Annotated in this window: 20 protein-coding genes and 1 tRNA gene; 12 read left to right on the top strand and 9 right to left on the bottom strand. The window is 61.6% G+C overall.

The window, feature by feature from the left end; genetic code table 11:
- The first annotated feature begins 145 nt into the window (after positions 1-145).
- Positions 146-235: transfer RNA gene (locus NE851_RS10985), tRNA-Ser, on the top strand.
- Between the two features lie 93 nt (positions 236-328).
- Here NE851_RS10985 and NE851_RS10980 read toward each other — a convergent pair.
- Complete coding sequence (locus NE851_RS10980) at positions 329-805, bottom strand: Lrp/AsnC family transcriptional regulator (protein ID WP_028758183.1); 477 nt, start codon at positions 803-805, stop codon at positions 329-331.
- Between the two features lie 41 nt (positions 806-846).
- Here NE851_RS10980 and NE851_RS10975 point away from each other — a divergent pair, with 41 nt between their 5' ends.
- The 3 genes from NE851_RS10975 (at position 847) to NE851_RS10965 (ending at position 2556) form a co-directional block, all read left to right on the top strand.
- The gene (locus tag NE851_RS10975) at positions 847-1467 is read left to right on the top strand and encodes an RBBP9/YdeN family alpha/beta hydrolase (protein WP_028758182.1); all 621 of its coding nucleotides are present in this window, start codon (positions 847-849) and stop codon (positions 1465-1467) included.
- A gap of 246 nt (positions 1468-1713) precedes the next feature.
- Complete coding sequence (locus NE851_RS10970) at positions 1714-1923, top strand: KTSC domain-containing protein (RefSeq protein WP_028758181.1); 210 nt, start codon at positions 1714-1716, stop codon at positions 1921-1923.
- 393 nt (positions 1924-2316) lie between these two features.
- Positions 2317-2556: a CrpP-related protein gene (locus tag NE851_RS10965; protein ID WP_028758180.1), complete on the top strand. Its 240-nt coding sequence runs from the start codon at positions 2317-2319 to the stop codon at positions 2554-2556.
- On the opposite strand, the gene pncB is transcribed toward NE851_RS10965, so the two are convergent.
- The 7 genes from pncB to NE851_RS10930 form a co-directional block, all read right to left on the bottom strand.
- Positions 2538-3842, bottom strand: coding sequence for a nicotinate phosphoribosyltransferase (gene pncB / locus NE851_RS10960; protein WP_028758179.1), 1305 nt, complete (start codon positions 3840-3842; stop codon positions 2538-2540). The two genes, NE851_RS10965 and pncB, sit on opposite strands and share 19 nt — an antisense overlap.
- Positions 3843-4028: 186 nt before the next feature.
- Positions 4029-4391 carry a hypothetical protein gene (locus NE851_RS10955; protein ID WP_183906398.1) on the bottom strand — a complete coding sequence of 121 codons (363 nt, stop codon included), beginning with the start codon at positions 4389-4391 and terminating at the stop codon, positions 4029-4031.
- A 92-nt stretch (positions 4392-4483) separates the two neighbouring features.
- Positions 4484-5443 (bottom strand): 2-hydroxyacid dehydrogenase, encoded by a 960-nt coding sequence (locus NE851_RS10950; protein WP_183906397.1) that lies wholly within the window; start codon positions 5441-5443, stop codon positions 4484-4486.
- Positions 5444-5451: 8 nt separating this feature from the next.
- Positions 5452-7089, bottom strand: coding sequence for an ABC transporter ATP-binding protein (locus NE851_RS10945; RefSeq protein ID WP_028758176.1), 1638 nt, complete (start codon positions 7087-7089; stop codon positions 5452-5454).
- Positions 7086-8234 carry an ABC transporter permease gene (locus NE851_RS10940; RefSeq protein WP_028758175.1) on the bottom strand — a complete coding sequence of 383 codons (1149 nt, stop codon included), beginning with the start codon at positions 8232-8234 and terminating at the stop codon, positions 7086-7088. The genes NE851_RS10945 and NE851_RS10940 overlap by 4 nt, the downstream gene beginning before the upstream one ends.
- The gene (locus NE851_RS10935) at positions 8234-9322 is read right to left on the bottom strand and encodes a microcin C ABC transporter permease YejB (protein ID WP_047617429.1); all 1089 of its coding nucleotides are present in this window, start codon (positions 9320-9322) and stop codon (positions 8234-8236) included. Before NE851_RS10935 ends, NE851_RS10940 begins: the two co-directional genes overlap by 1 nt.
- 150 nt (positions 9323-9472) lie before the next feature.
- Positions 9473-11302: an extracellular solute-binding protein gene (locus NE851_RS10930; RefSeq protein WP_132573881.1), complete on the bottom strand. Its 1830-nt coding sequence runs from the start codon at positions 11300-11302 to the stop codon at positions 9473-9475.
- A gap of 261 nt (positions 11303-11563) precedes the next feature.
- On the opposite strand from NE851_RS10930, the gene mepA reads away from it, so the two are divergent.
- From mepA to NE851_RS10900, 6 genes are all read left to right on the top strand, one after another.
- Entirely contained in the window at positions 11564-12640 is a 1077-nt protein-coding gene (gene mepA / locus NE851_RS10925) for a penicillin-insensitive murein endopeptidase (protein ID WP_183906396.1), read from the top strand.
- An 88-nt stretch (positions 12641-12728) separates the two neighbouring features.
- A complete protein-coding gene (locus tag NE851_RS10920; RefSeq protein WP_028756082.1) occupies positions 12729-13109 on the top strand; it encodes a methylglyoxal synthase in 381 nt (126 codons plus the stop codon).
- A gap of 17 nt (positions 13110-13126) precedes the next feature.
- Positions 13127-14152: a glucokinase gene (locus NE851_RS10915; protein WP_028756083.1), complete on the top strand. Its 1026-nt coding sequence runs from the start codon at positions 13127-13129 to the stop codon at positions 14150-14152.
- A gap of 130 nt (positions 14153-14282) precedes the next feature.
- Positions 14283-16070: an ABC transporter ATP-binding protein gene (locus NE851_RS10910; protein WP_047617422.1), complete on the top strand. Its 1788-nt coding sequence runs from the start codon at positions 14283-14285 to the stop codon at positions 16068-16070.
- A gap of 15 nt (positions 16071-16085) precedes the next feature.
- On the top strand, positions 16086-16910 hold the full coding sequence (dapB, locus tag NE851_RS10905; protein WP_097544468.1) for a 4-hydroxy-tetrahydrodipicolinate reductase: 825 nt from the start codon (positions 16086-16088) through the stop codon (positions 16908-16910).
- A gap of 21 nt (positions 16911-16931) precedes the next feature.
- Positions 16932-17567, top strand: coding sequence for a 2,3-bisphosphoglycerate-dependent phosphoglycerate mutase (locus tag NE851_RS10900; RefSeq protein WP_063473516.1), 636 nt, complete (start codon positions 16932-16934; stop codon positions 17565-17567).
- A gap of 56 nt (positions 17568-17623) precedes the next feature.
- Here the strand turns inward: NE851_RS10900 and phnF are convergent, their stop codons facing one another.
- A complete protein-coding gene (gene phnF, locus NE851_RS10895; protein WP_097544469.1) occupies positions 17624-18361 on the bottom strand; it encodes a phosphonate metabolism transcriptional regulator PhnF in 738 nt (245 codons plus the stop codon).
- 112 nt (positions 18362-18473) lie between these two features.
- Here phnF and phnG point away from each other — a divergent pair, with 112 nt between their 5' ends.
- Complete coding sequence (gene phnG, locus NE851_RS10890; protein ID WP_063473517.1) at positions 18474-18950, top strand: phosphonate C-P lyase system protein PhnG; 477 nt, start codon at positions 18474-18476, stop codon at positions 18948-18950.
- Entirely contained in the window at positions 18950-19558 is a 609-nt protein-coding gene (phnH, locus tag NE851_RS10885; RefSeq protein ID WP_047617419.1) for a phosphonate C-P lyase system protein PhnH, read from the top strand. The genes phnG and phnH overlap by 1 nt, the downstream gene beginning before the upstream one ends.
- Positions 19559-19562: the final 4 nt, after the last annotated feature.

Genomic DNA, 19562 nt, shown 5'->3' with positions numbered 1-19562 from the left:
AGGTGAAGCACAATGGACGGGCCGCGGCGAGTTTTATCGAAAGAAGTCAAAAAACTGTTAGATTTCGGTTGATCGGCGAAAATTCATCGGTATATATCGCGCCGTTCCGACGATTTGCTCCTATCCGGGCGCGAACGCCAAAAAAGGACAGGTGGCCGAGTGGTTTAAGGCGCACGCCTGGAACGCGTGTGTACGTGAAAGCGTACCGTGGGTTCGAATCCCACCCTGTCCGCCATATCCCCGTTTCTCAATATAGATTTCAAACCGTATCGCGAGCGGGACGCGGAAGCGTTTTTGGCGGCGCGCTTCACTGGTCGTCCGCATATTCTCAAACGCGCTGCAGCAGGGCGCGTCCAATCGGCTTCGGATTCTCGCCGCGCAACACCAGGGATGTCGTCACGGCCCCAAAACGCGCGATCGTGTCAACGATCGTTTCCAGCTCTCCAGGCGACGGAACCAGCACCTTCAAGAGAAAGCAGTCCTCTCCGGTCAGGCGCAATACTTCCATGACTTGCGGCATCTCGGCGAACTGTTTCAGACAGGGTTTGATATGCTCATGCGTCGTGCGCAGGCGAAGCACAGCCGTCATTCCAATTCCCAGAGCGGCAGGGTCGATACGAGCGGAGTAACCGGTAATGATGCCGCGGTCTTCCAGTCGTTTGACCCGTTCCGATGCCGCCGGCTGAGAGAGCCCGACCCGTCGGCCGAGTTCGGAAATCGCAATGCGGCCGTTTTCCTGCATCGCTTCAATAATGGCGATATCGGTTGGATCGAGCAAAACCCGATTGTTTTCCTGAAAAGCCATGGGATCACCTTGAAATCATCGGAGAGCGGCGCGGTTTTCCGATGATCATTCATTCCGAAGCAAATGAAAATGCATCATTTTCACCTGCACGGATGATCAGAGGAAAAGACATGAGGGACATCATTATATTGCCGGGGATTGGCGGTTCGGGCGAGGCTCATTGGCAAACGCGCTGGGAAAGGTCGAACCCCAAAATGCGGCGTTTTCAACCGGCCGATTGGGAAAAGCCCGACTTGGCGGACTGGATTTCAGCCCTGGAGCGCGCCGTCGGCGCATCGGCAACCCCTCCCCTGCTCGTCGCTCATAGCCTTGCCTGTCTGCTGGTCGCTCATTGGCAGCAGATTTCCTCACTTGCCGTTGCCGGAGCGTTTCTTGTAGCGGTCCCCGATCCGCAGTCCGTGTCATTCCCTGAGGAGGCCGCCGGATTCGCAGATCCGCCATTGCAACGAATGCGCTTTCCCACGCTGATTATCGCAAGCGCCGATGATCCCTTCGGCACGCCAGGCTATGCCCGTGCACGAGCCGATCTGTGGGGCAGCGGCCTTGTCGAGATCGGCCCTTTCGGCCATATCAACGGGCAAAGCGGCCTTGAGGATTGGGGCCCGGGAAGGGCTCTGCTGACGGCGTTCTCCGCCGGATTGGCAAAATCTGATCGGGCTTGATCTTGTTTCCGGCTTCACGGATCAAATGACTGACACAGGCCTTTGCGTGTGCGGGACGCGTGCGAGAGAGGGCAACGAAATACACCGCTCACAAGCGTGCGTTCGAGGCTTTCGAACCCGGCGCTGCGATGGTGCTGCGGGTTTCAAACGTCGAAAGATTCCTGATTTTTTACCATGCGAGTTCACCGCGTCTTTGCACGTTTGGGTTTACCGTCTGCCAAATTTAAAAAAACAGAGGTAAAACAGGTGGAAGAACTTTCGGTAAAGTCGAAGATCATCAAATCCGTCTATTTCAGCCAGGATGACGGGCGGCTCAGGATTTGTTTCAAGAATGGCGAGGAACGTCTGTTCGAAGGCGTGCCCTCCTCCGAAGCCCATGCGATGACGGCAGCGCCGTCTCCCGGCCACTACTATCTCGACCGGATCAGAACCCGGTTTCGCAGATTGGCGGCCTGAAACCCCGAGGAATGCCGCGAGCCTACGTTGCAGGATTGCGTAGGATCGGGACGAGGCCGGTGGATATTAACCTGTCGTTAGCCATTGATGTCATCTGGGTTGGATCACGCCTGCCGGAAAGCGGCAGTTTGTCGGCGCTGCCGGCTGGTTCAAGGTCGGCAAGCCGGGAGGCTCGGCGGCGGACCCCAGCCAGGAAGCCGAGCCTCCCCGTCACTAGGCGTTCATGGAGCGCAAGCCGAGCGTTGTCACGCTCGGCCAGTTCGGGCTCCGCCATCCCTGGATTAGCGCATTGGGGCTAATCCTGTGAAAAACCCAAATCATCGCATCAGGACTCGACAATGCTTTATTAGCATGATTGCATAAATGCATCGGATGAAGACCCGGGGGGTAATGATGTTCGAGAATCTGCTTGAGATGCAGGAGCGTGGCGCACGGGACCGTGCACGTGGCCGCAGCCTGGCCGACAATCCGATGTCGAAGCCGGATATCCTGCCGATCACCGATTTTCAGGAATGGTACTCGATGTTCGACGCCTGGCGCTTCGGTTGGTCGATCGAGGATGCGATGTCGGGGCATACCAATGCGCCTCGGGATGGCGGCACCTCGTCCCGGAGCTATACGAGAACGGTCTGATCGACCCTGTCTTCGGCGCCGAAGAATTTCAGGTAGCGTTCGACCTCTGCCGGTTCGCCCGTCGCCTTCTGCGGGTTGTCGGAGAGCTTCACCGCCGGACGGCCATTGGCGTCACTGACCTTGCAGACGACGGAGATCGGGTTGAGGCCGGAGATTTCGATCGGCGCGCAGCCGGAAAAATCGTTCGTCAGATTCGTGCCCCAGCCGAAGCTCATGCGCACACGGCCTTCGAAATGCCGGTAGGTATCGATGATGGCATCGACATCGAGGCCATCGGAGAAGATCAGCAGCTTCTGGCGTGGATCACGGCCCATCTTCTTCCACCAGTCGATGATCTTCTCGCCGCCTTCGATCGGCGGAGCACTGTCCGGGCGGAAGCCGGTCCAATCGGCGACCCATTCCGGCGCGTCGCGCAGGAAGGCGGCAGTGCCGAAGGCATCCGGCAGGACGATCAGAAGATTGCCGCCATAGAGCTTGTTCCAGTCGCGCAGGATCTTGTAGGGCGCGTTGCGCAGTTGCTCATCGGTTTGGGCAAGGGCGGCGGCCACCATCGGCAGCTCGTGGGCATTGGTGCCGACGGCCTCGAGATCGGAATCCATAGCCAGCAATACGTTGCTGGTGCCGGCAAAGGCCGGGCCGATGCCTTCCTTCAGCGCTTCGACGCACCAGCGCTGCCAGAGGAAACTGTGACGGCGGCGGGTGCCGAAATCGGAGATGCGTAGGCCCGGCAGTTCCTTCAACCGCTCGACCTTCGACCACATCTTCGCTTTGGCCCGGGCATAGAGCACATCAAGGGTGAAGGGGCCGAGCGCCTTCATCGCGGAGCGTGAGCGCAGTTCGTTGACGATGGCGAGCGCCGGGATCTCCCACATGGTGGTTTCCTTCCACGGCCCGTGGAAATCCAGAACATATTGCCCGTCCTTCTTCGACAGCTCGTATTCGGGAAGCTGGAAATTGGAAAGCCAGGCAAGGAATTCCGGCTCGAAGATCTGGGCGCGGCCGTAGAAGCTGTTACCCGCAAGCCAGATCATCTCCTTTTTCGAGAGCCGCAACGTGCGGGCGTGATCGAGCTGTTCGCGCAATTCACCCTCGTCGATCTCCTCGGCAAGATGCACGCGCTTGGTGCGGTTGATGAGGGTGAAGGAGGCGTTCACGTCCGGATAGAGCTTCCAGATCATCTGCAGCATCAGCAGCTTATAGAAATCGGTATCGATCAGGCTGCGGATGATCGGATCAAGTTTCCAAGCGTGATTGTAAACGCGTCTTGCGATATCCGTCTTGGCCATGAAATTCCCGCCCCTGTCCACTCCGGTCAGGCGCTGCCAAATTCCCGGGTCGTGCCACGTTCCCGGCCGGCGCACGAAACCGGCTCGTGCGCCTTCTTATCGAAAAATCGGCAGACAAAGTCCAGATAAAACAATACGCACCCCGCGGCCTGCACGGCGGCGGGATGCGAGCGCGCATCCTCACGCTTATTGGGCCGGTGCGGCGGGTTGGGCTGGCGCTGCAGGCGCGACACCAGGGGCGGCCGGCGTCGTGTTCTGAGTCTCGGTCGGAACCGCAGTGCCGTTCTGAAGGCTCGGCGCTGGCGCGGTGCCTGACTGTTGCGACTGCAACTGCTGGCCGGGCTGCTGCGGCGCCACGTCGTTTGCCTCACGCTGGCCCCAGATCTCGACCGGTATCCAGACCACGAAAGCGAGCACCAGAGCCGCGAGCAGCACCAGTAGGATGCGATAGCCCGTGCGGCCCTGCCTGGCCTTTACAGGCGGGATCTGCTCTTCCTTGTGAAGCTTGCCATCGGACTTTTCCCAGCGTGTTTCCGTCTGATGCGCCATGATCGTCTCCTTCGGCTGTCTTGACGGACCGATCCGGCCGTCAAGAACTCGAAGGAGAAAACGGGTTGCCGTCTGGAAGGTTCCGTGCGGCTCTAATAGCCGACGGCGCGGTCGACCACGAATTGCAGCCGCTCGCCGCGCTCGAAACGGGCGATCTGGGTCTCGACATGGCGAAACAGCGCATTTTCTTCGGAGACGGCCGCGTCATGCGGCGTGATGAAGACGTTCTGCAATTCCCATAAGGGGTTGTCGGCGGCGAGCGGCTCCACCTCGAAGACATCCAGCGAAGCGCCGCCGAGGGTACCGTCACGAATGGCGGAAACGATATCGGCCTCGACATGACTCTTGCCGCGGCCGGCATTGATGAAAACCGGCTGCCCGAGCGCGCCGTTGCGGCGCAGCTTGGCAAACAGCCCTGCGTTATAGAAGCCGGAGGTTTCGGGCGTCAGCGGCAACAGACCGACGAGGATATCCGTCCTTGCGAGAAAACTGTCCAATCCGCCGGCATCGAAGGTTTCGACGCCATCGATCTGTTTGCGGCTGCGCGACCAGCCGATGACGTTGAAACCCATCACTCTCAGCTTGGCGACCGCATCCTGCCCGAGAATACCGAGGCCCATGACGCCGACCGTCACCTCAGCCGCCTCAGGCGCGATCAGCTTGGCCCATTCACGCTGCCGCTGATGGCTGTCATGGGCGTATTGCCCGCGCAGATGCATCAGGCACTGCATGACCACCCATTCGCTCATACGGGTCGTTAGACTGCGGTCGACGAAGCGGACGATCGGGATCTCGGGCAGGCCGGCCATGCCGATGATGTGGTCGACGCCGGCGCCGCCCGAGAAGATGACCTTGAGATTCGGCGCCCGCGCGAAAAGGTCGGCATCCGGCTTCCAGAGAAGGGCGTATTCGACCGCGCGGAGATCGCGTGCCTGATTGGCCGGATCGGCGAGATTGATGCTGCCGCGATCGGCAAAGGCCGTCTTCAGCACGCGGACGACGCCTTCGGCATTGAACTTGATATCGACGAGAACAGGAGGACTTGCGGACATGATCTTCTTTATTGCTGCACAGCGGGCGTCGGCACCGCCTCGATGTTGAAAGCGGCGGCCATCAGCGCCCGGGTATAATCGTCCTTCGGCGCGCGGAAGATTTCCGCTGACGGCCCCTGTTCCACCACCTTGCCGAAACGCATGACGATGACATCGTTGGCGAGCGCCTTCACCACCTTGAGGTCGTGGCTGATGAAGAGATAGGCGAGATCGTGTTTCTTCTGCAGGTCGCGCAGGAGATCGACCACCTGGGCCTGGACACTCATATCGAGCGCTGAAGTCGGCTCGTCGAGCATGACGAAACGGGGCTTCAGCACCATGGCCCGGGCGATGGCGATGCGCTGGCGCTGGCCGCCGGAGAATTCGTGCGGATAACGCCAGCGGGTCAGGGGATCGAGACCCACCTCCTCCAGCGCCCAGCAGACACGCTGGTCGCGCTCCTCCGCGGTCAAGGAGCGCTCGTGCACCTTCAGCCCCTCGGCGACGATGTCGCCGACCGACATGCGGGGGCTGAGCGAGCCATAGGGATCCTGGAAGACGACCTGCAACTGGTTGCGCAGCGGCCGCATCTCGCTGAATGAATAGCCGGCTATATCCGTGCCGACAAAGGCGATCCGTCCTTGCGAGGAAATCAGCCGGGTGAGCGCCAGGCCGAGCGTGGTCTTGCCGGAACCGGACTCACCGACGACGCCGAGCGTCTGGCCGGCGCGCAGCGACAGATCGATGCCGTCGACCGCCTTCACATGATCGACGACGCGACGCATCAGCCCTGCTTTGATCGGGAACCAGACGCGGATATCGGACCCTTCCATCACCACCGGCTTCGACGGATCGGCCAGCGGCGGCTCGCCGCGCGGTTCGGAAGCGAGAAGATGGCGGGTATATTCGTGCTTCGGGTTGGCGAAAACCTCCTCGACGGTTCCGGTTTCGACGATCCTGCCCTTGGTCATGACACAGACGCGATCGGCGAATTTGCGGACAATGCCGAGATCATGGGTGATGAACAGCATCGACATGCCATGTACGGCCTTCAACTGCCGGAGCAATTCGAGGATCTGCGCCTGTACGGTGACGTCGAGCGCCGTGGTCGGTTCGTCGGCGATCAGCAGCTCCGGCCGGTTGGCGAGCGCCATGGCAATCATGACGCGCTGGCGCTGGCCGCCGGAGAGCTCGTGCGGATAGGCTTTCAACCGCTTCTCCGGTTCGCGGATTCCGACCTGGTTCAGCAATTCCAGCACACGCTGGCGCGCCGGCTCACCGGTGAGTCCCTGGTGCAGGGCAAGGATCTCGGCGATCTGCTTCTCGATCGTATGAAGCGGATTGAGCGAGGTCATCGGCTCCTGGAAGATCATGGTGATGTCGTTGCCGCGCACTTCCCGCAGCGCCCGCTCCGACGCCTTCAGAAGGTCCTTGCCCTTGAACAGGATTTCGCCGGAGGGATGGCTTGCCGAGGGATAGGGCAAAAGCCGCAGGATCGAGTTGGCCGAGACCGACTTGCCGGAGCCGGATTCGCCGACCAGCGCCACGACCTCGCCTTTGGCGATATCGAAGGAGATGTGATCGACGGCCAGCGAGGTTTCGCCGCCTTGATGAAAGGCAACCGAGAGATCGCGGACGGAAAGCAGCGGTTCTTTCATGTCACTCATTGGAACGTCTTCCTCGGGTCGAAGGCATCGCGCACGGCTTCGCCGATGAAGATCAGCAGGGACAGCATGATCGACATGGCGAAGAAAGCCGTCAGCCCGAGCCACGGGGCCTGAAGGTTGGTCTTGCCCTGGGCGATCATCTCGCCGAGCGAGGGGGAGCCCGGCGGCATGCCGAAGCCGAGGAAATCGAGCGAGGTCAGCGTGGTGATCGAGCCGGAGAGGATGAAAGGCAGGAAGGTCAGCGTCGCCACCATGGCGTTGGGCAGCAGGTGACGCCACATGATGGTGCGATTGTTGACGCCGAGGGCGCGGGCGGCGCGGACATATTCGAAATTGCGAGCCCGCAGGAATTCGGCGCGCACGATGCCGACGAAGCCGACCCAGGAGAAGAGCAGCATGATGCCGAGCAGCACGAAGAAGCCGGGCGGCAGGAGTGCCGCGATGATCAGCAGGATGTAAAGCACCGGCATCGACGACCAGATCTCGATGAAGCGCTGCAGCAGCAGATCGGTCCAGCCGCCGAAATAGCCCTGCACCGCACCCGCCGTCACGCCGATGATCGCCGAGCAGATGGTCAGCATCAGGCCAAAGAGCACCGATATGCGGAAACCGTAGATGACCCGCGCCAGCACGTCGCGCGCCTGATCGTCGGTGCCGAGCCAGTTGAGATTGCCGAAGGTGCAATCGGGATCGTTCACGCCTTGCGGATAACCGGCGCAGCGCTCCTCCTTGGTCATCAGCCAGAACGGGGCGGTGGGTGCCGAATGGGGAATGTTGGAATTGACCGAGCGGTAGGAATAGCGGATCGGCGGCCAGATCATCCAGCCATTGGCATCGATCTCATCCGCAATCACCGAGGAACGGTAATCGGTTTCGGCGAGGAAGCCGCCGAACTTCTCCTCGGGATAGTCGACCAGCACGGGAAACAGGATCTCGCCCTTGTAGGAGGCGATGATCGGCCGGTCGTTGGCAATGAACTCGGCAAACAGGCTGAGGACGAACAGCACCAGGAACAGCCACAGCGACCAGTAGCCGCGGCCGTTTGCCCGGAAATTCTGCCAGCGGCGGATGTTGGTCGGCGACAGCAGGCCCTTGCGCGGCGGCTTGACGGGCGTGGCGACGGCAGGATTTGCGGCGGCGTCCATCAGACATCCCTCCGCTCGAAATCGATGCGCGGATCGATCCAGGTGTAGATCAGGTCGGAAACCAGGCTGACGAAGAGGCCGAGCAGCGAGAAGATATAGAGGGTGGCGAAGACGATCGGGTAATCCCGGTTGATGACCGAGAGATAGCCGAGACGGCCGAGGCCATCCAGCGAGAAGATGTTTTCGATCAGCAGCGAGCCGGTGAAGAAAGCGGAAATGAAGGCGCCGGGAAAACCGGCAATGATGATCAGCATGGCGTTGCGGAAGACATGGCCGTAGAGCACTTGGCGCTGGTTCAGGCCCTTGGCGCGGGCGGTGACGACATATTGCTTCTTGATCTCCTCGATGAAGGAATTCTTGGTCAGCAGCGTCGTCGTGGCAAAGGCGGACAGGGAAAGCGAGATCAACGGCAGGGTCAGGTGCCAGAAATAGTCGAGCGGCTTCTGCCACCAGGCCAGCTGGTCGAAATTATCGGAGACCAGGCCGCGCAGCGGAAACCAGTCGTAGAAGGAGCCGCCGGCAAAAAGCACGATCAGGAGAATGCCGAAGAGGAAGCTCGGCACGGCGTAGCCGACGACGATGACGCCCGATGTCCAGACATCGAAGGTCGATCCATCCTTGACCGCCTTGCGGATGCCGAGCGGAATGGAGATGGCATAGGAGAAGATCAGGATCCAGATGCCGAGCGAGATCGACACCGGCAGCTTCTCCTTGATGAGCTCGAGCACCGAGGTGTTGCGGAAGAAGCTCTCGCCAAAATCGAAGCGGATGTAGTTCCACATCATCTCGCCAAAACGGGTCAGCGGCGGCTTGTCGAAGCCGAACTGTTTTTCGAGCTTGGCGATCAGTTCCGGATCAAGCCCCTGGGCGCCGCGATATTTCGAGCCTTCATCGCTGCCGGTGCCGCCGAGAAGATCGCCGCCGCCGGACAGTCGCTGGTCGGCACTATCGGCCTGACCGGTCAGTTGGGCGATCACCTGCTCGACGGGACCGCCGGGGGCGAACTGAATGACGATGAAGGAAATCGCCATGATGCCGACAATGGTTGGAACCATCAAAAGCAGGCGGCGAAGGATATAGGCGCCCATCAGCCTTCAGCCTCCGGGAATGTTTTTCCTGTCTGCCCGCCGTCCAGTCTAATGCCGCTCAATCCGCCAGCCTTCCCTTGCCGGCCCTGCCGGCTTGTCGTGATTCGCTCGTGCCATTTGGAGCCGAGGGCCCCTTCATTGCAAGCCCGCTCATTTTGCCGAGGTCGACCACCAGGCTTCCGGGAAGCCAAGGCTGTAGGCCGGGAATTCGGCCGGATGCGTGACCGTGTTCCAATAGGCGATGTTATAGGTATCACGGTAGAACAGCGGGATGACGTAGTGATTTGCCAGCAATACGCGGTCCATGGCTTTGATCGCAGCAACCTGTTCATCGCGGTTCGGCGCGAAGATAATCATGCGAATGAGCTCATCGACCGCCGGGTTAGCAATACCGGCGTAGTTGCGAGAGCCCTGCTGGTTGACAGAGCCGGATCCCCAATAGTCGGCTTGCTCGTTGCCCGGGTTCATGGTCTCAGCCCAGACATTCCAGATCATATCATAGTCGAAGCTGCGTTCGCGGTTGACAGCTTGCGAGGCATCGACCGTCCGAACCCGCGCATCTATGCCGATTTTCTTGAGATTGCTGGCATAAGGCACCGCCCAGCGCTCCAACATCGGGCTCGACAACAGGATCTCGAAACTCATCGGCTGGCCGGTCTTGCTGTTGACCATGCGATTGCCCTTCAGCTCCCAGCCAGCGTCTTTCAGTAGCGCGATTGCCTTGCGGAGGTTGTCACGGCTCTTCTGCGGATCGCCGCCGACCGGATTGGTATAGGGCGTGGTGAAGATTTCTGCCGGCACCTTGTCCTTCATGCCCTGCAGAATTTCCAGTTCCCTGCCCTGCGGCAGGCCGGAAGAGGCAAGCTCGGTGTTCCAGAAATAGCTGTCGATGCGTTTGTAACTGTTGAAGGCGACAGTGCGGTTCAGTTCCTCGAAGTCGAACCCGTAGTTCAAGGCTTCGCGGACTCTGATGTCCTTGAAGAGGTCACGCCGCATATTGGGCACCAGCGCTTGCAGGATGCCGGTGGAGCGCAGCGGGTTTGCAACCTCCTCCTTCTTGACCCGTCCTTCCTTCACTGCGGGAAAATCATATCCCGTCGCCCAACGGGCAGCGGTGGTTTCCTGCCAATAGTCGCTGTTGCCGGCGCGAAAAGCTTCGAACTCGACGTCCCGATCACCGAAATAGGTGTAGATGACGTTGCGGAAATTGTTCTGGCCGACATTCACATTGAGGTCCTTGCCCCAATAGTCGCCACGCAGTTCATAACGGATTGTGGCGCCGGGCGAGAAGGAAGCGATCTTGTAAGGTCCGGACCCCATCACGGGCTCCAACGTCGTCCTGGTAATGTCGCGCGGTTTGCCGTCCGGTCCGGGCGCCTCCCACCAATGTTTCGGGACGACCATCAACTGGCCGAGAATGTTCGGCAGTTCGCGATTGTTCTTCTCATCGAAGATGAAGGTGACGTCACGCTCGCCGGTTTTTTCCGCTTTGACAACGTGCTGGTAGTAATTGCCGGCGAGCGGGTTCAAATCCTTGGTCTTGTCCAGACTAAAGATGACGTCTTCGGGCGTTACCGGCTGACCATCGGCCCATTTCGCTTCCTTCCGCAGCCGAAAGGTCGCGCTCGACACGTCATCGGGAACGGAGAGGCCTTCGGCAAGCAGGCCGTAGGAGACGAGAAGTTCGTCATCGGCCGGCTTCAGCAACGTGTCGTAAACAAGCGACAGACCTACGGCTGTCTGGCCCTTTGCAAGCAGAGGATTGAAAGTGTCGAAGGCGCCGCTTGCGGAAAGACGGAGATCTCCACCTTTCGGCGCATCGGGATTGACGTAGTCGAAGTGCGCAAAGCCCGGTTTGTACTTCATCTGGCTGACGACCGAGCTTCCGATCTGAAACGGCTGGTCCTGGGCCGTTGCCGTCAGTGGCGCCACAGCAGCAAGCGACAGAAACAGACCGATCTTCGACCATAGAGCCGTCATTCACACTTTCCCCTGTTTTTTCATTGATTCGACAATACGAAAAATAGGGGCGAAAAACAGGAGAGAGTTTGGTTTTTGCCGGGCTCGCGAAATTTTGAGCCATCGTCTCGCCTCGATGCGTCGCCTTCGCAATATGCGGCGCAACTCTGCGGCGATCCGTCACCGCCGCTTCCCACCACCAGCCAAAACATCGATTCACCAAAATCGCTTTTCACGATAGATTTGACGCAAATCACTTCGGCAGCGGTTCAAGGAAATAGCATGGCTTTCGGCTTCGCTCAGGCTTTCAGGACATTCGGCAAACTGACGCTTGCCGGCGCAATCGGCGCAAGCCTTGCCGCCGGCGATGTCGGAGCTCAGCAGAAGACACCGAGCCCGGGCAGCGCCAAGGGGCAGTTCGGCGCCGTCAGCCTGCCGACGCAGGGACCGGCGCAACCGATCGGCTTTTACGCAAAGGGCTGCATGACAGGTGCGGTGGCGCTGCCGGCCGACGGGCCGACCTGGGAAGCGATGCGGCTTTCGCGCAATCGCCGCTGGGGCAATCCGGCGATGATCGCGCTGCTCGAACGTCTTTCTGAGGATGGGGTCAAATATGCCGGCTGGCCGGGCCTTCTCGTCGGCGACATTGCGCAGCCGCGCGGCGGGCCGATGTTCAACGGCCATGCCTCCCATCAGATCGGCCTCGATGCCGATGTCTGGTTTACGCCGATGCCGGCGCGCCGCTTGACGGCCGAGGAGCGCGAGGATCTGCCCTTCACCACCATGCTGCAGAAGGACAAGTTCCTGACCGTCGACCCGAAGGTCTGGACGCAATCGCGGGCGCGTCTGTTGATGCTGGCGGCAAGCTACCCCGAGGTGGAGCGTATCTTCGTCAACCCGGCGATCAAGAAGAAGATGTGCGACACCTGGACGGGCGACCGCACCAATCTCGGCAAGCTCCGGCCGGAATATGGCCATGACTCGCATTTCCACATCCGCATCAAATGCCCGCCCGGTGCTGCCGGATGCACGCCTCAGGCTTCTGTTCCTGCCGGCGACGGCTGCGACAAATCGCTCGCCTGGTGGTTCACGCCGGCGCCCTGGGCGCCGCCGAAACCGCCGAAGCCCGGCGCCAAGCCCCCGAAGCCGCCGCGCGAGATGATGGTCTCCGACCTGCCGAAGGCCTGCGCCGCCGTGCTCGATGGTGCTTCCGTCGCCTCGATGCAGGCCGCCACCTATGGCGGACCTTCCGCTGCAAGCGCGCTCACTGCCGCGCCGGCCGCGGAACCCGCCGCCGGCACGGACGGCGCTTTGCCCGATGTCGGTCCGGTTCCGAACGACAAGCCGGCGATCCAATGAAACAGGCCTGGGGTGCGTTGTCTTTCAAATCGCAAACTCTTGGTATAGAAGCCATCAAATCGATTGAATTGTTCGGGCGGAGGGGTTGATGGCCGGCGGCAAATGCCTTGCATTGATTGCGCATGACCAGAAGAAGGACGACATGGCGGAATTCGCCCGCACCAACCGGGACATTCTCTCCCGCTGGAAGATCGTCGCCACCGGTACGACCGGCGGACGTGTGCTCGATGCCGCCCCCGACCTCGACGTTGTCAGGCTGAAAAGCGGGCCGCTCGGCGGCGACCAGCAGATCGGCGCACTGATTTCGACCGGCGAGGTGGATGCCCTGATCTTCTTCGTCGACCCCTTGACGCCGATGCCGCACGATGTCGACGTAAAGGCGCTGATGCGGCTTGCGATCGTCTATGATATTCCGATGGCGCTCAACCACGCGACCGCTATAAAACTTCTTCCCACACTCGAAGCCTGATCAGCACGGGACCGGCCATGCCAAAACCGAATAACAGCACCGCTCCGCTGCCTTTCCCGATCCTGATCGGCGATATCGGTGGCACCAATGCCCGCTTCTCCATCCTGACCGATGCCTATGCCGAGCCGAAGCAGTTTCCGAACGTACGCACGGCTGACTTCGCCACGATCGACGAAGCGATCCAGAAAGGCGTGCTCGACAAGACGGCCGTACAGCCGCGCTCGGCGATCCTCGCCGTCGCCGGCCCGATCAACGACGACGAGATCCCGCTGACCAATTGCGACTGGGTGGTGCGGCCAAAGACGATGATCGAAGGCCTCGGCATGGAGGACGTGCTGGTCGTCAACGATTTCGAGGCGCAGGCGCTGGCGATCGCCGCCCTGTCGGATGAAAACCGCGAACGCATCGGCGATGCCACCGGCGACATGATCGCCTCGCGCGTCGTGCTCGGCCCGGGCACCGGCCTCGGCGTCGGCGGGCTCGTGCATGCCCAGCACAGCTGGATCCCGGTTCCCGGCGAAGGCGGCCATGTCGATCTCGGACCGCGCAGCAAGCGCGACTATGAGATCTTCCCGCATATCGAGACGATCGAGGGCCGCGTCTCGGCCGAGCAAATCCTCTGCGGCCGCGGCCTCGTCAATCTCTACAATGCCATCTGCATCGTCGATGGCATCCAGCCGACGATGAAGGATCCCGCCGATATCACCTCGCACGCGCTTGCCGGCACCGACAAGGCGGCTATCGAGACCGTCTCGCTGTTTGCCACCTATCTCGGCCGCGTGGCGGGCGACATGGCGATGGTGTTCATGGCGCGCGGTGGCGTCTATCTCTCCGGCGGCATCTCGCAGAAGATCATCCCGGCGCTGAAGAAGCCGGAATTCCGCATTGCCTTCGAGGACAAGGCGCCGCATACCGCGCTGCTTCGCACCATCCCGACTTATGTGGTGACGCATCCGCTGGCAGCACTTGCCGGGCTTTCCTCCTACGCACGGATGCCGGCGAACTTCGGCGTCTCGACGGAAGGCCGCCGCTGGCGGCGCTAGAGCGTCCTTGGCGCGTCCTCTGCGGGGACGCGCGGCGCTCTAGCCAAACCGGTCCCAACTCTTTATAGACCCCGGCAAAAGTGCGCGTCGCCTTCGCGGGGCGCTTGGTCCGAGACAGGAAACCTCATTTTTGGAAGCGGCGGAAAGCAGAGCGCAGAGCGTCAGCAGCGATACCGTAACCGGCATCCTGAAACGCATCATTGCTGAAAACGGCCGCGACCATCTCTGGGGTTATGTCTTTGCGATCGTCTGTCTCATCGTGGTAGCGCTTTCGACCGCGTTTACCGCCTGGATCATGCGGGCGATCATCGACGAGGCCTTCGCCAACCGCCGCGCCGACGTCGTCTGGATCATCTGTCTTTCTATCTTCATCGCCTTCGTGCTGCGCGGTTTTGCGAGCTACGGCCAGGCGGTGGCGCTTTCCAAGGTCGGCAACAATATCGTCGCGCGTTACCAGCGCCGGCTCTATTCGCATCTGATGACGCTTTCGGTCGGCTTCTTTAGCGAGGCGCGCTCTGCCCATATCGCCGCGCAGGTGAGCCAGAACGTCAGCGGTATCCGCGACGTGCTCAACCTGACGATCACCTCGACAGTGCGCGACCTGCTGACCTTCATCTCGCTGCTCGGCGTGATGATCCTGCAGGATCCGCTGCTCAGCCTTGCCGTATTCATCATGGCGCCGCCGCTGCTGTATGCCCTACGCTATGTGTCCAAGCGGCTGCGCTCGGCCACCCGCGAGGCCGTGCATTTGAACAGCCACGTTCTCGGCGCCATGCAGGAGACGATCCAGGGCATCGCCATCGTGAAGGCCTTCACGATGGAGGACGAACTGGAGCGCAAGGTCAACAAACTCATCGAGGGCGCCGAAAGCCGGGCGAACCGGATTGCCCGGCTTTCCGAACGCACGTCTCCGCTGACGGAAAGCTTCGCGGGCTTTGCCGTCGCCAGCGTGCTTGCCTACGCCGCCTACCGTTCGATCTACTTCAATGTGCCGCCCGGCGCCTTCTTCTCCTTCGTCACCGCGCTGCTGCTTGCCTATGACCCGGCCCGCCGGCTTGCGCGCCTGCAGGTGCAGATGGAGCGTGCCGTCGTCAATGCGCGGATGATCTACGAATTGCTCGACATGGAACCGCGCCAGCGCGACCTGCCGGATGCCCAGCCGCTGACGGTGACGCAGGCGAGGATCGAATTCCGCAATGTGTCCTTCGCCTACGGCAATGAGAGCGTGCTCAGCGGGGTGAGCTTCATTGCCGAGGGTGGCGCGACCACAGCACTGGTCGGCCCATCGGGCGCCGGCAAATCCACCGTCATCAGCCTCATTCCGCGCTTCTACGATCCGCGCGAGGGAGAAATCCTGATCGACGGCCAGGACATCGCCCACATCACCAAGAAGTCGCTGCGCCAGCAGCTCGCCTATGTCTCGCAGCAGCCCTACCTGTTTGAAGGCACGATCCGCGACAATATCCGCTACGGTCGGCCGGAAGCGACCGATGCCGAGGTGGAAGAGGCGGCGCGGCTTGCCTATGCGCATGATTTCATTTCGGCGCAACCGCAGGGTTACGAGACGCCGGTCGGCGAAAACGGCGTGACGCTATCGGGCGGCCAGCGCCAGCGGCTGTCGATTGCGCGCGCCCTGGTGCGCAATGCGCCGATCCTGCTTCTCGACGAGGCGACCTCCGCCCTCGACACCGAATCCGAGGCGGCCGTGCAGAAGGCGCTCGACGAAGCGATGACCGGACGCACCGTCGTCGTCATCGCCCATCGGCTTTCGACCGTGGTGCGCGCCAACAAGATCGTCGTCATGCAGCAGGGCCGCGTCGTCGAGGAAGGCAATCACGAGACGCTTGCGAAGGTCAGCGACGGTCTTTACGCTCGCCTCAACAATCTGCAGAGGCCTTCGGCCTCCGATTCAAACTGACCTGGTGAGACTGAGATGAACGATGCTGCGATGAAACTGGTGGTGGTTGGCGCAGCAGGGCGCATGGGCCAGACGCTGATCCGGCTCATCCATTCGATCGAGGGCGTGAGGCTGCACGCCGCAGTCGAGCGCGTCGGCTCGCCCTTCGTCGGCAAGGATGCCGGCGAGATCGCCGGTCTCGGCCCGACAGGCGTCATCATCGGCGACGATCCGCTCAATGCCTTTCTCGATGCCGAAGGCGTGCTCGACTTCACCTCGCCTGCCGCAACAGTGGAATTCTCGGGCCTCGCCGCACAGGCGCGCATCGTTCATGTCATCGGCACGACGGGCTGTTCAGCCGACGACAATACCAGGATCGCCGCAGCCGCTCGCCATGCCCGCATCGTCAAATCGGGCAATATGAGCCTCGGGGTCAATCTGCTCAGCGTGCTCGCAGAGCAGGCAGCGCGGGCGCTCGACCCGGCCGACTGGGATATTGAGATCCTGGAAATGCACCACAAGCACAAGGTGGATGCGCCCTCAGGCACCGCCCTTCTCTTCGGTGAGGCGGCGGCCAAGGGGCGCGGCATCGATCTCGCCTCGAAATCGGTCCGGGTGCGCGACGGCCATACCGGTGCCCGCGAGGTAGGCACGATCGGCTTTGCGACGCTGCGCGGCGGCTCCGTCATCGGCGAGCATTCCGTGCTTTTTGCCGGCGAAGGCGAAATCGTCACCTTGTCGCACAGTGCGGCCGACCGGTCGATTTTCGCGCGCGGCGCCATCAAGGCAGCGCTTTGGGCGCGCGACAAGAAGCCGGGTCTCTATTCCATGCTCGACGTGCTCGGGCTTTCTTCCTCATAACGATACTACGGAGGCATATTCATGAGCGGTACCCTCGTCCTCGTTCGCCATGGCCAGAGTGACTGGAACCTGAAGAATCTCTTCACCGGCTGGAAGGATCCCGATCTGACCGAGCTCGGCATCCAGGAAGCCAAAACAGGCGGTGAAGCGCTCGCCGAATACGGGATCAAATTCGACATCGCCTACACCTCGGCGCTGGTGCGCGCGCAGCACACGCTGAAGCTCATCCTCGACAAGGTCGGCCAGCCCGATCTCCAGACGATCCGCGACCAGGCGCTGAACGAGCGCGACTATGGCGATCTCTCCGGCCTCAACAAGGACGATGCCCGCGCCAAATGGGGCGAGGAACAGGTGCATATCTGGCGCCGTTCCTATGACGTGCCGCCGCCCGGCGGCGAAAGCCTGCGCGACACCGGCGCCCGCGTCTGGCCCTATTACCTCACAGAAATCCTGCCGCGCGTGCTCAGGGGCGAAAAGGTGCTGGTCGCCGCACACGGCAATTCGCTGCGTTCGCTTGTCATGGTGCTCGATAAGCTGAGCAAAGAAGGCGTGCTCGCGCTCAACCTCGCGACCGGCGTTCCGATAGTCTACACGCTGAAGGCGGATTCCACCGTCGCCTCCAAGGAAGTGCTCGGCGACATGTCCGGCGCACACTGAATTCGGTACGGCGTGCCGCCGAAACAGGTCGGCACGCCTTTCCTCAATTTCCGGCCTCAGTTCTCGATCGTGAACTGCACCCGGTCGGCCGCAAAGCGGCTGATCGAATATTGCACCGGGACACCCTCAAGATCGGTATTCATCGCCTTGGTGATCAGCAGGATCGCGCCGGGGGTGAGTTCGAGGTCGGCCATGTCGGCGGCACCTGCATGCGCGGCCGTCACTTCGGTGGTCGCGCGGACATAATCCGACAGGCCGAGTTCGGCGAAAGCCTTGGTGATCGATTCCCCCCTCCGATAGGCCGCACCGATACCGGCGAAGCGCTCGGCGGGAAACCAGCTCGTTGCCCTTGAAACCGGCCGCTTGTCCGCCTGACGCAAGGTTTCCAGGCGGATCACCTGGTCTCCCGGTTTCAGGTGCAGCCAACGGGCGATCTCGGCACTCGCTTCTTCCCTCGCCTCATCAAGCAGAAGGCCGCGCATCTCACGCGCCTGGTCGCCGATACCGGCGCTGAAGCGCGTGCGCTTGGTGATCGGGAAATTCAGACGCTCCTTGCGCTCGATCAGCGTGCCGCGGCCTTGTACCGCACGCACGATTCCTTCCTGCGCCAGTGCGGCAAGCGCGCTGCGCACCGTATGCCGGTTGACGCCGAATTGCAGCGCCAGGACAGTTTCCGGCGGCACCATACCCGTTTCATCATAGGCTCCGCTGCTGATCGCCTCGCGAATCCGATCGGCGATCTGACGCCAGAGCGCCACGCCGGTCTGTCTTTGCACCTGCTTCAATCCCGCCATTCCGCCCCGCCATTTACACTCACGATGTCACACGCTTGTCACGACATCGATTTAAGCGTAATTGTATCTTGTATGGTTGTCTATATCAATAGACATTTGAAGGGAAGCGGCGATGATCTCAGCGGACAGAAACGACGCTGCGTCACAGACGGCATCCGGGCGCAAACGCGCCGCCGATCTGCTGGCGCGGGCGGAACGCAGCGAACTTCAGGCGGTCTGGGACGCATTGCCGGAAAAGCCCGTAGCACATCAGGTGCGCGGACCTGAGACCGGGCTGGTGATGGTGCGCGGACGCATCGGCGGCGGCGGCGCTCCCTTCAATCTTGGCGAGGTGACGGTGACGCGGGCCACGGTCCGGCTCGATTCCGGCGCGGTCGGCCATGCCCAGGCGCTCGGCACCGACCGTAAAAAGGCCCGGTTGGCGGCGATCTTCGACGCGCTCTGGCAGGAAGACGCGACCAAGGATTTCGTCGAACAGGCGCTGCTTTTGCCGATCACTGAGCGGATCGCCGATGCCGAACGCCGCAAGGCGGACGAGACGGCGGCCACCCGCGTCGATTTCTTCACCATGGTGCGGGGAGACAACTGATGGGTTTGAAGACAGAAGCTCTCACCGGCGGCTTTGCCGAGCCGGTCTTCCACGCCCAGAGCGTCTTCAAGATGCTGATGGACGGCATGGCCCGCCCCGGCGCGATCCAGACCGTTCAGCCCGATGCCGCGCCGCCGACGCCACTCGGCATCGCCGCCGGCGCGATCGCGCTGACGCTTTGCGACCACGACACGCCGGTCTGGCTTTCGCAGGGACTGGCGAAATCCGCCGTGCCGGAATGGCTTGGCTTCCACGCCGGCGCGCCGTTGACCACCGAAAAGGCCGAGGCGCGCTTTGCCTTCACCGAGGCCGGCATCGCCCTATCCTCCTTCGGCCTGTTTGCCTCCGGCACGCAGGAATATCCCGACCGCTCGACGACCGTCGTCATCGAGCTCGCCGAACTCGAAGGCGGCCGCAGGCTGGCGCTGATGGGTCCGGGCATTCAGAGCATGACGGAGATCGCCCCCGTTGGTCTGCCGGAGACCTTCCTGCGGCTCTGGACCGAGAACCGCGCGCTCTTTCCGCGCGGCATCGACATCGTGCTGACGGCGGGCAAACGTTTCCTCTGCCTGCCGCGCACCACCAAGATCACAGCAACGGAGATCTGAGCTC

The sequence above is a fragment of the Rhizobium anhuiense bv. trifolii genome (genome assembly GCF_024346605.1).
GTDB lineage: Bacteria > Pseudomonadota > Alphaproteobacteria > Rhizobiales > Rhizobiaceae > Rhizobium > Rhizobium anhuiense.
This window is presented reverse-complemented; position numbering and strand designations above follow the sequence as displayed.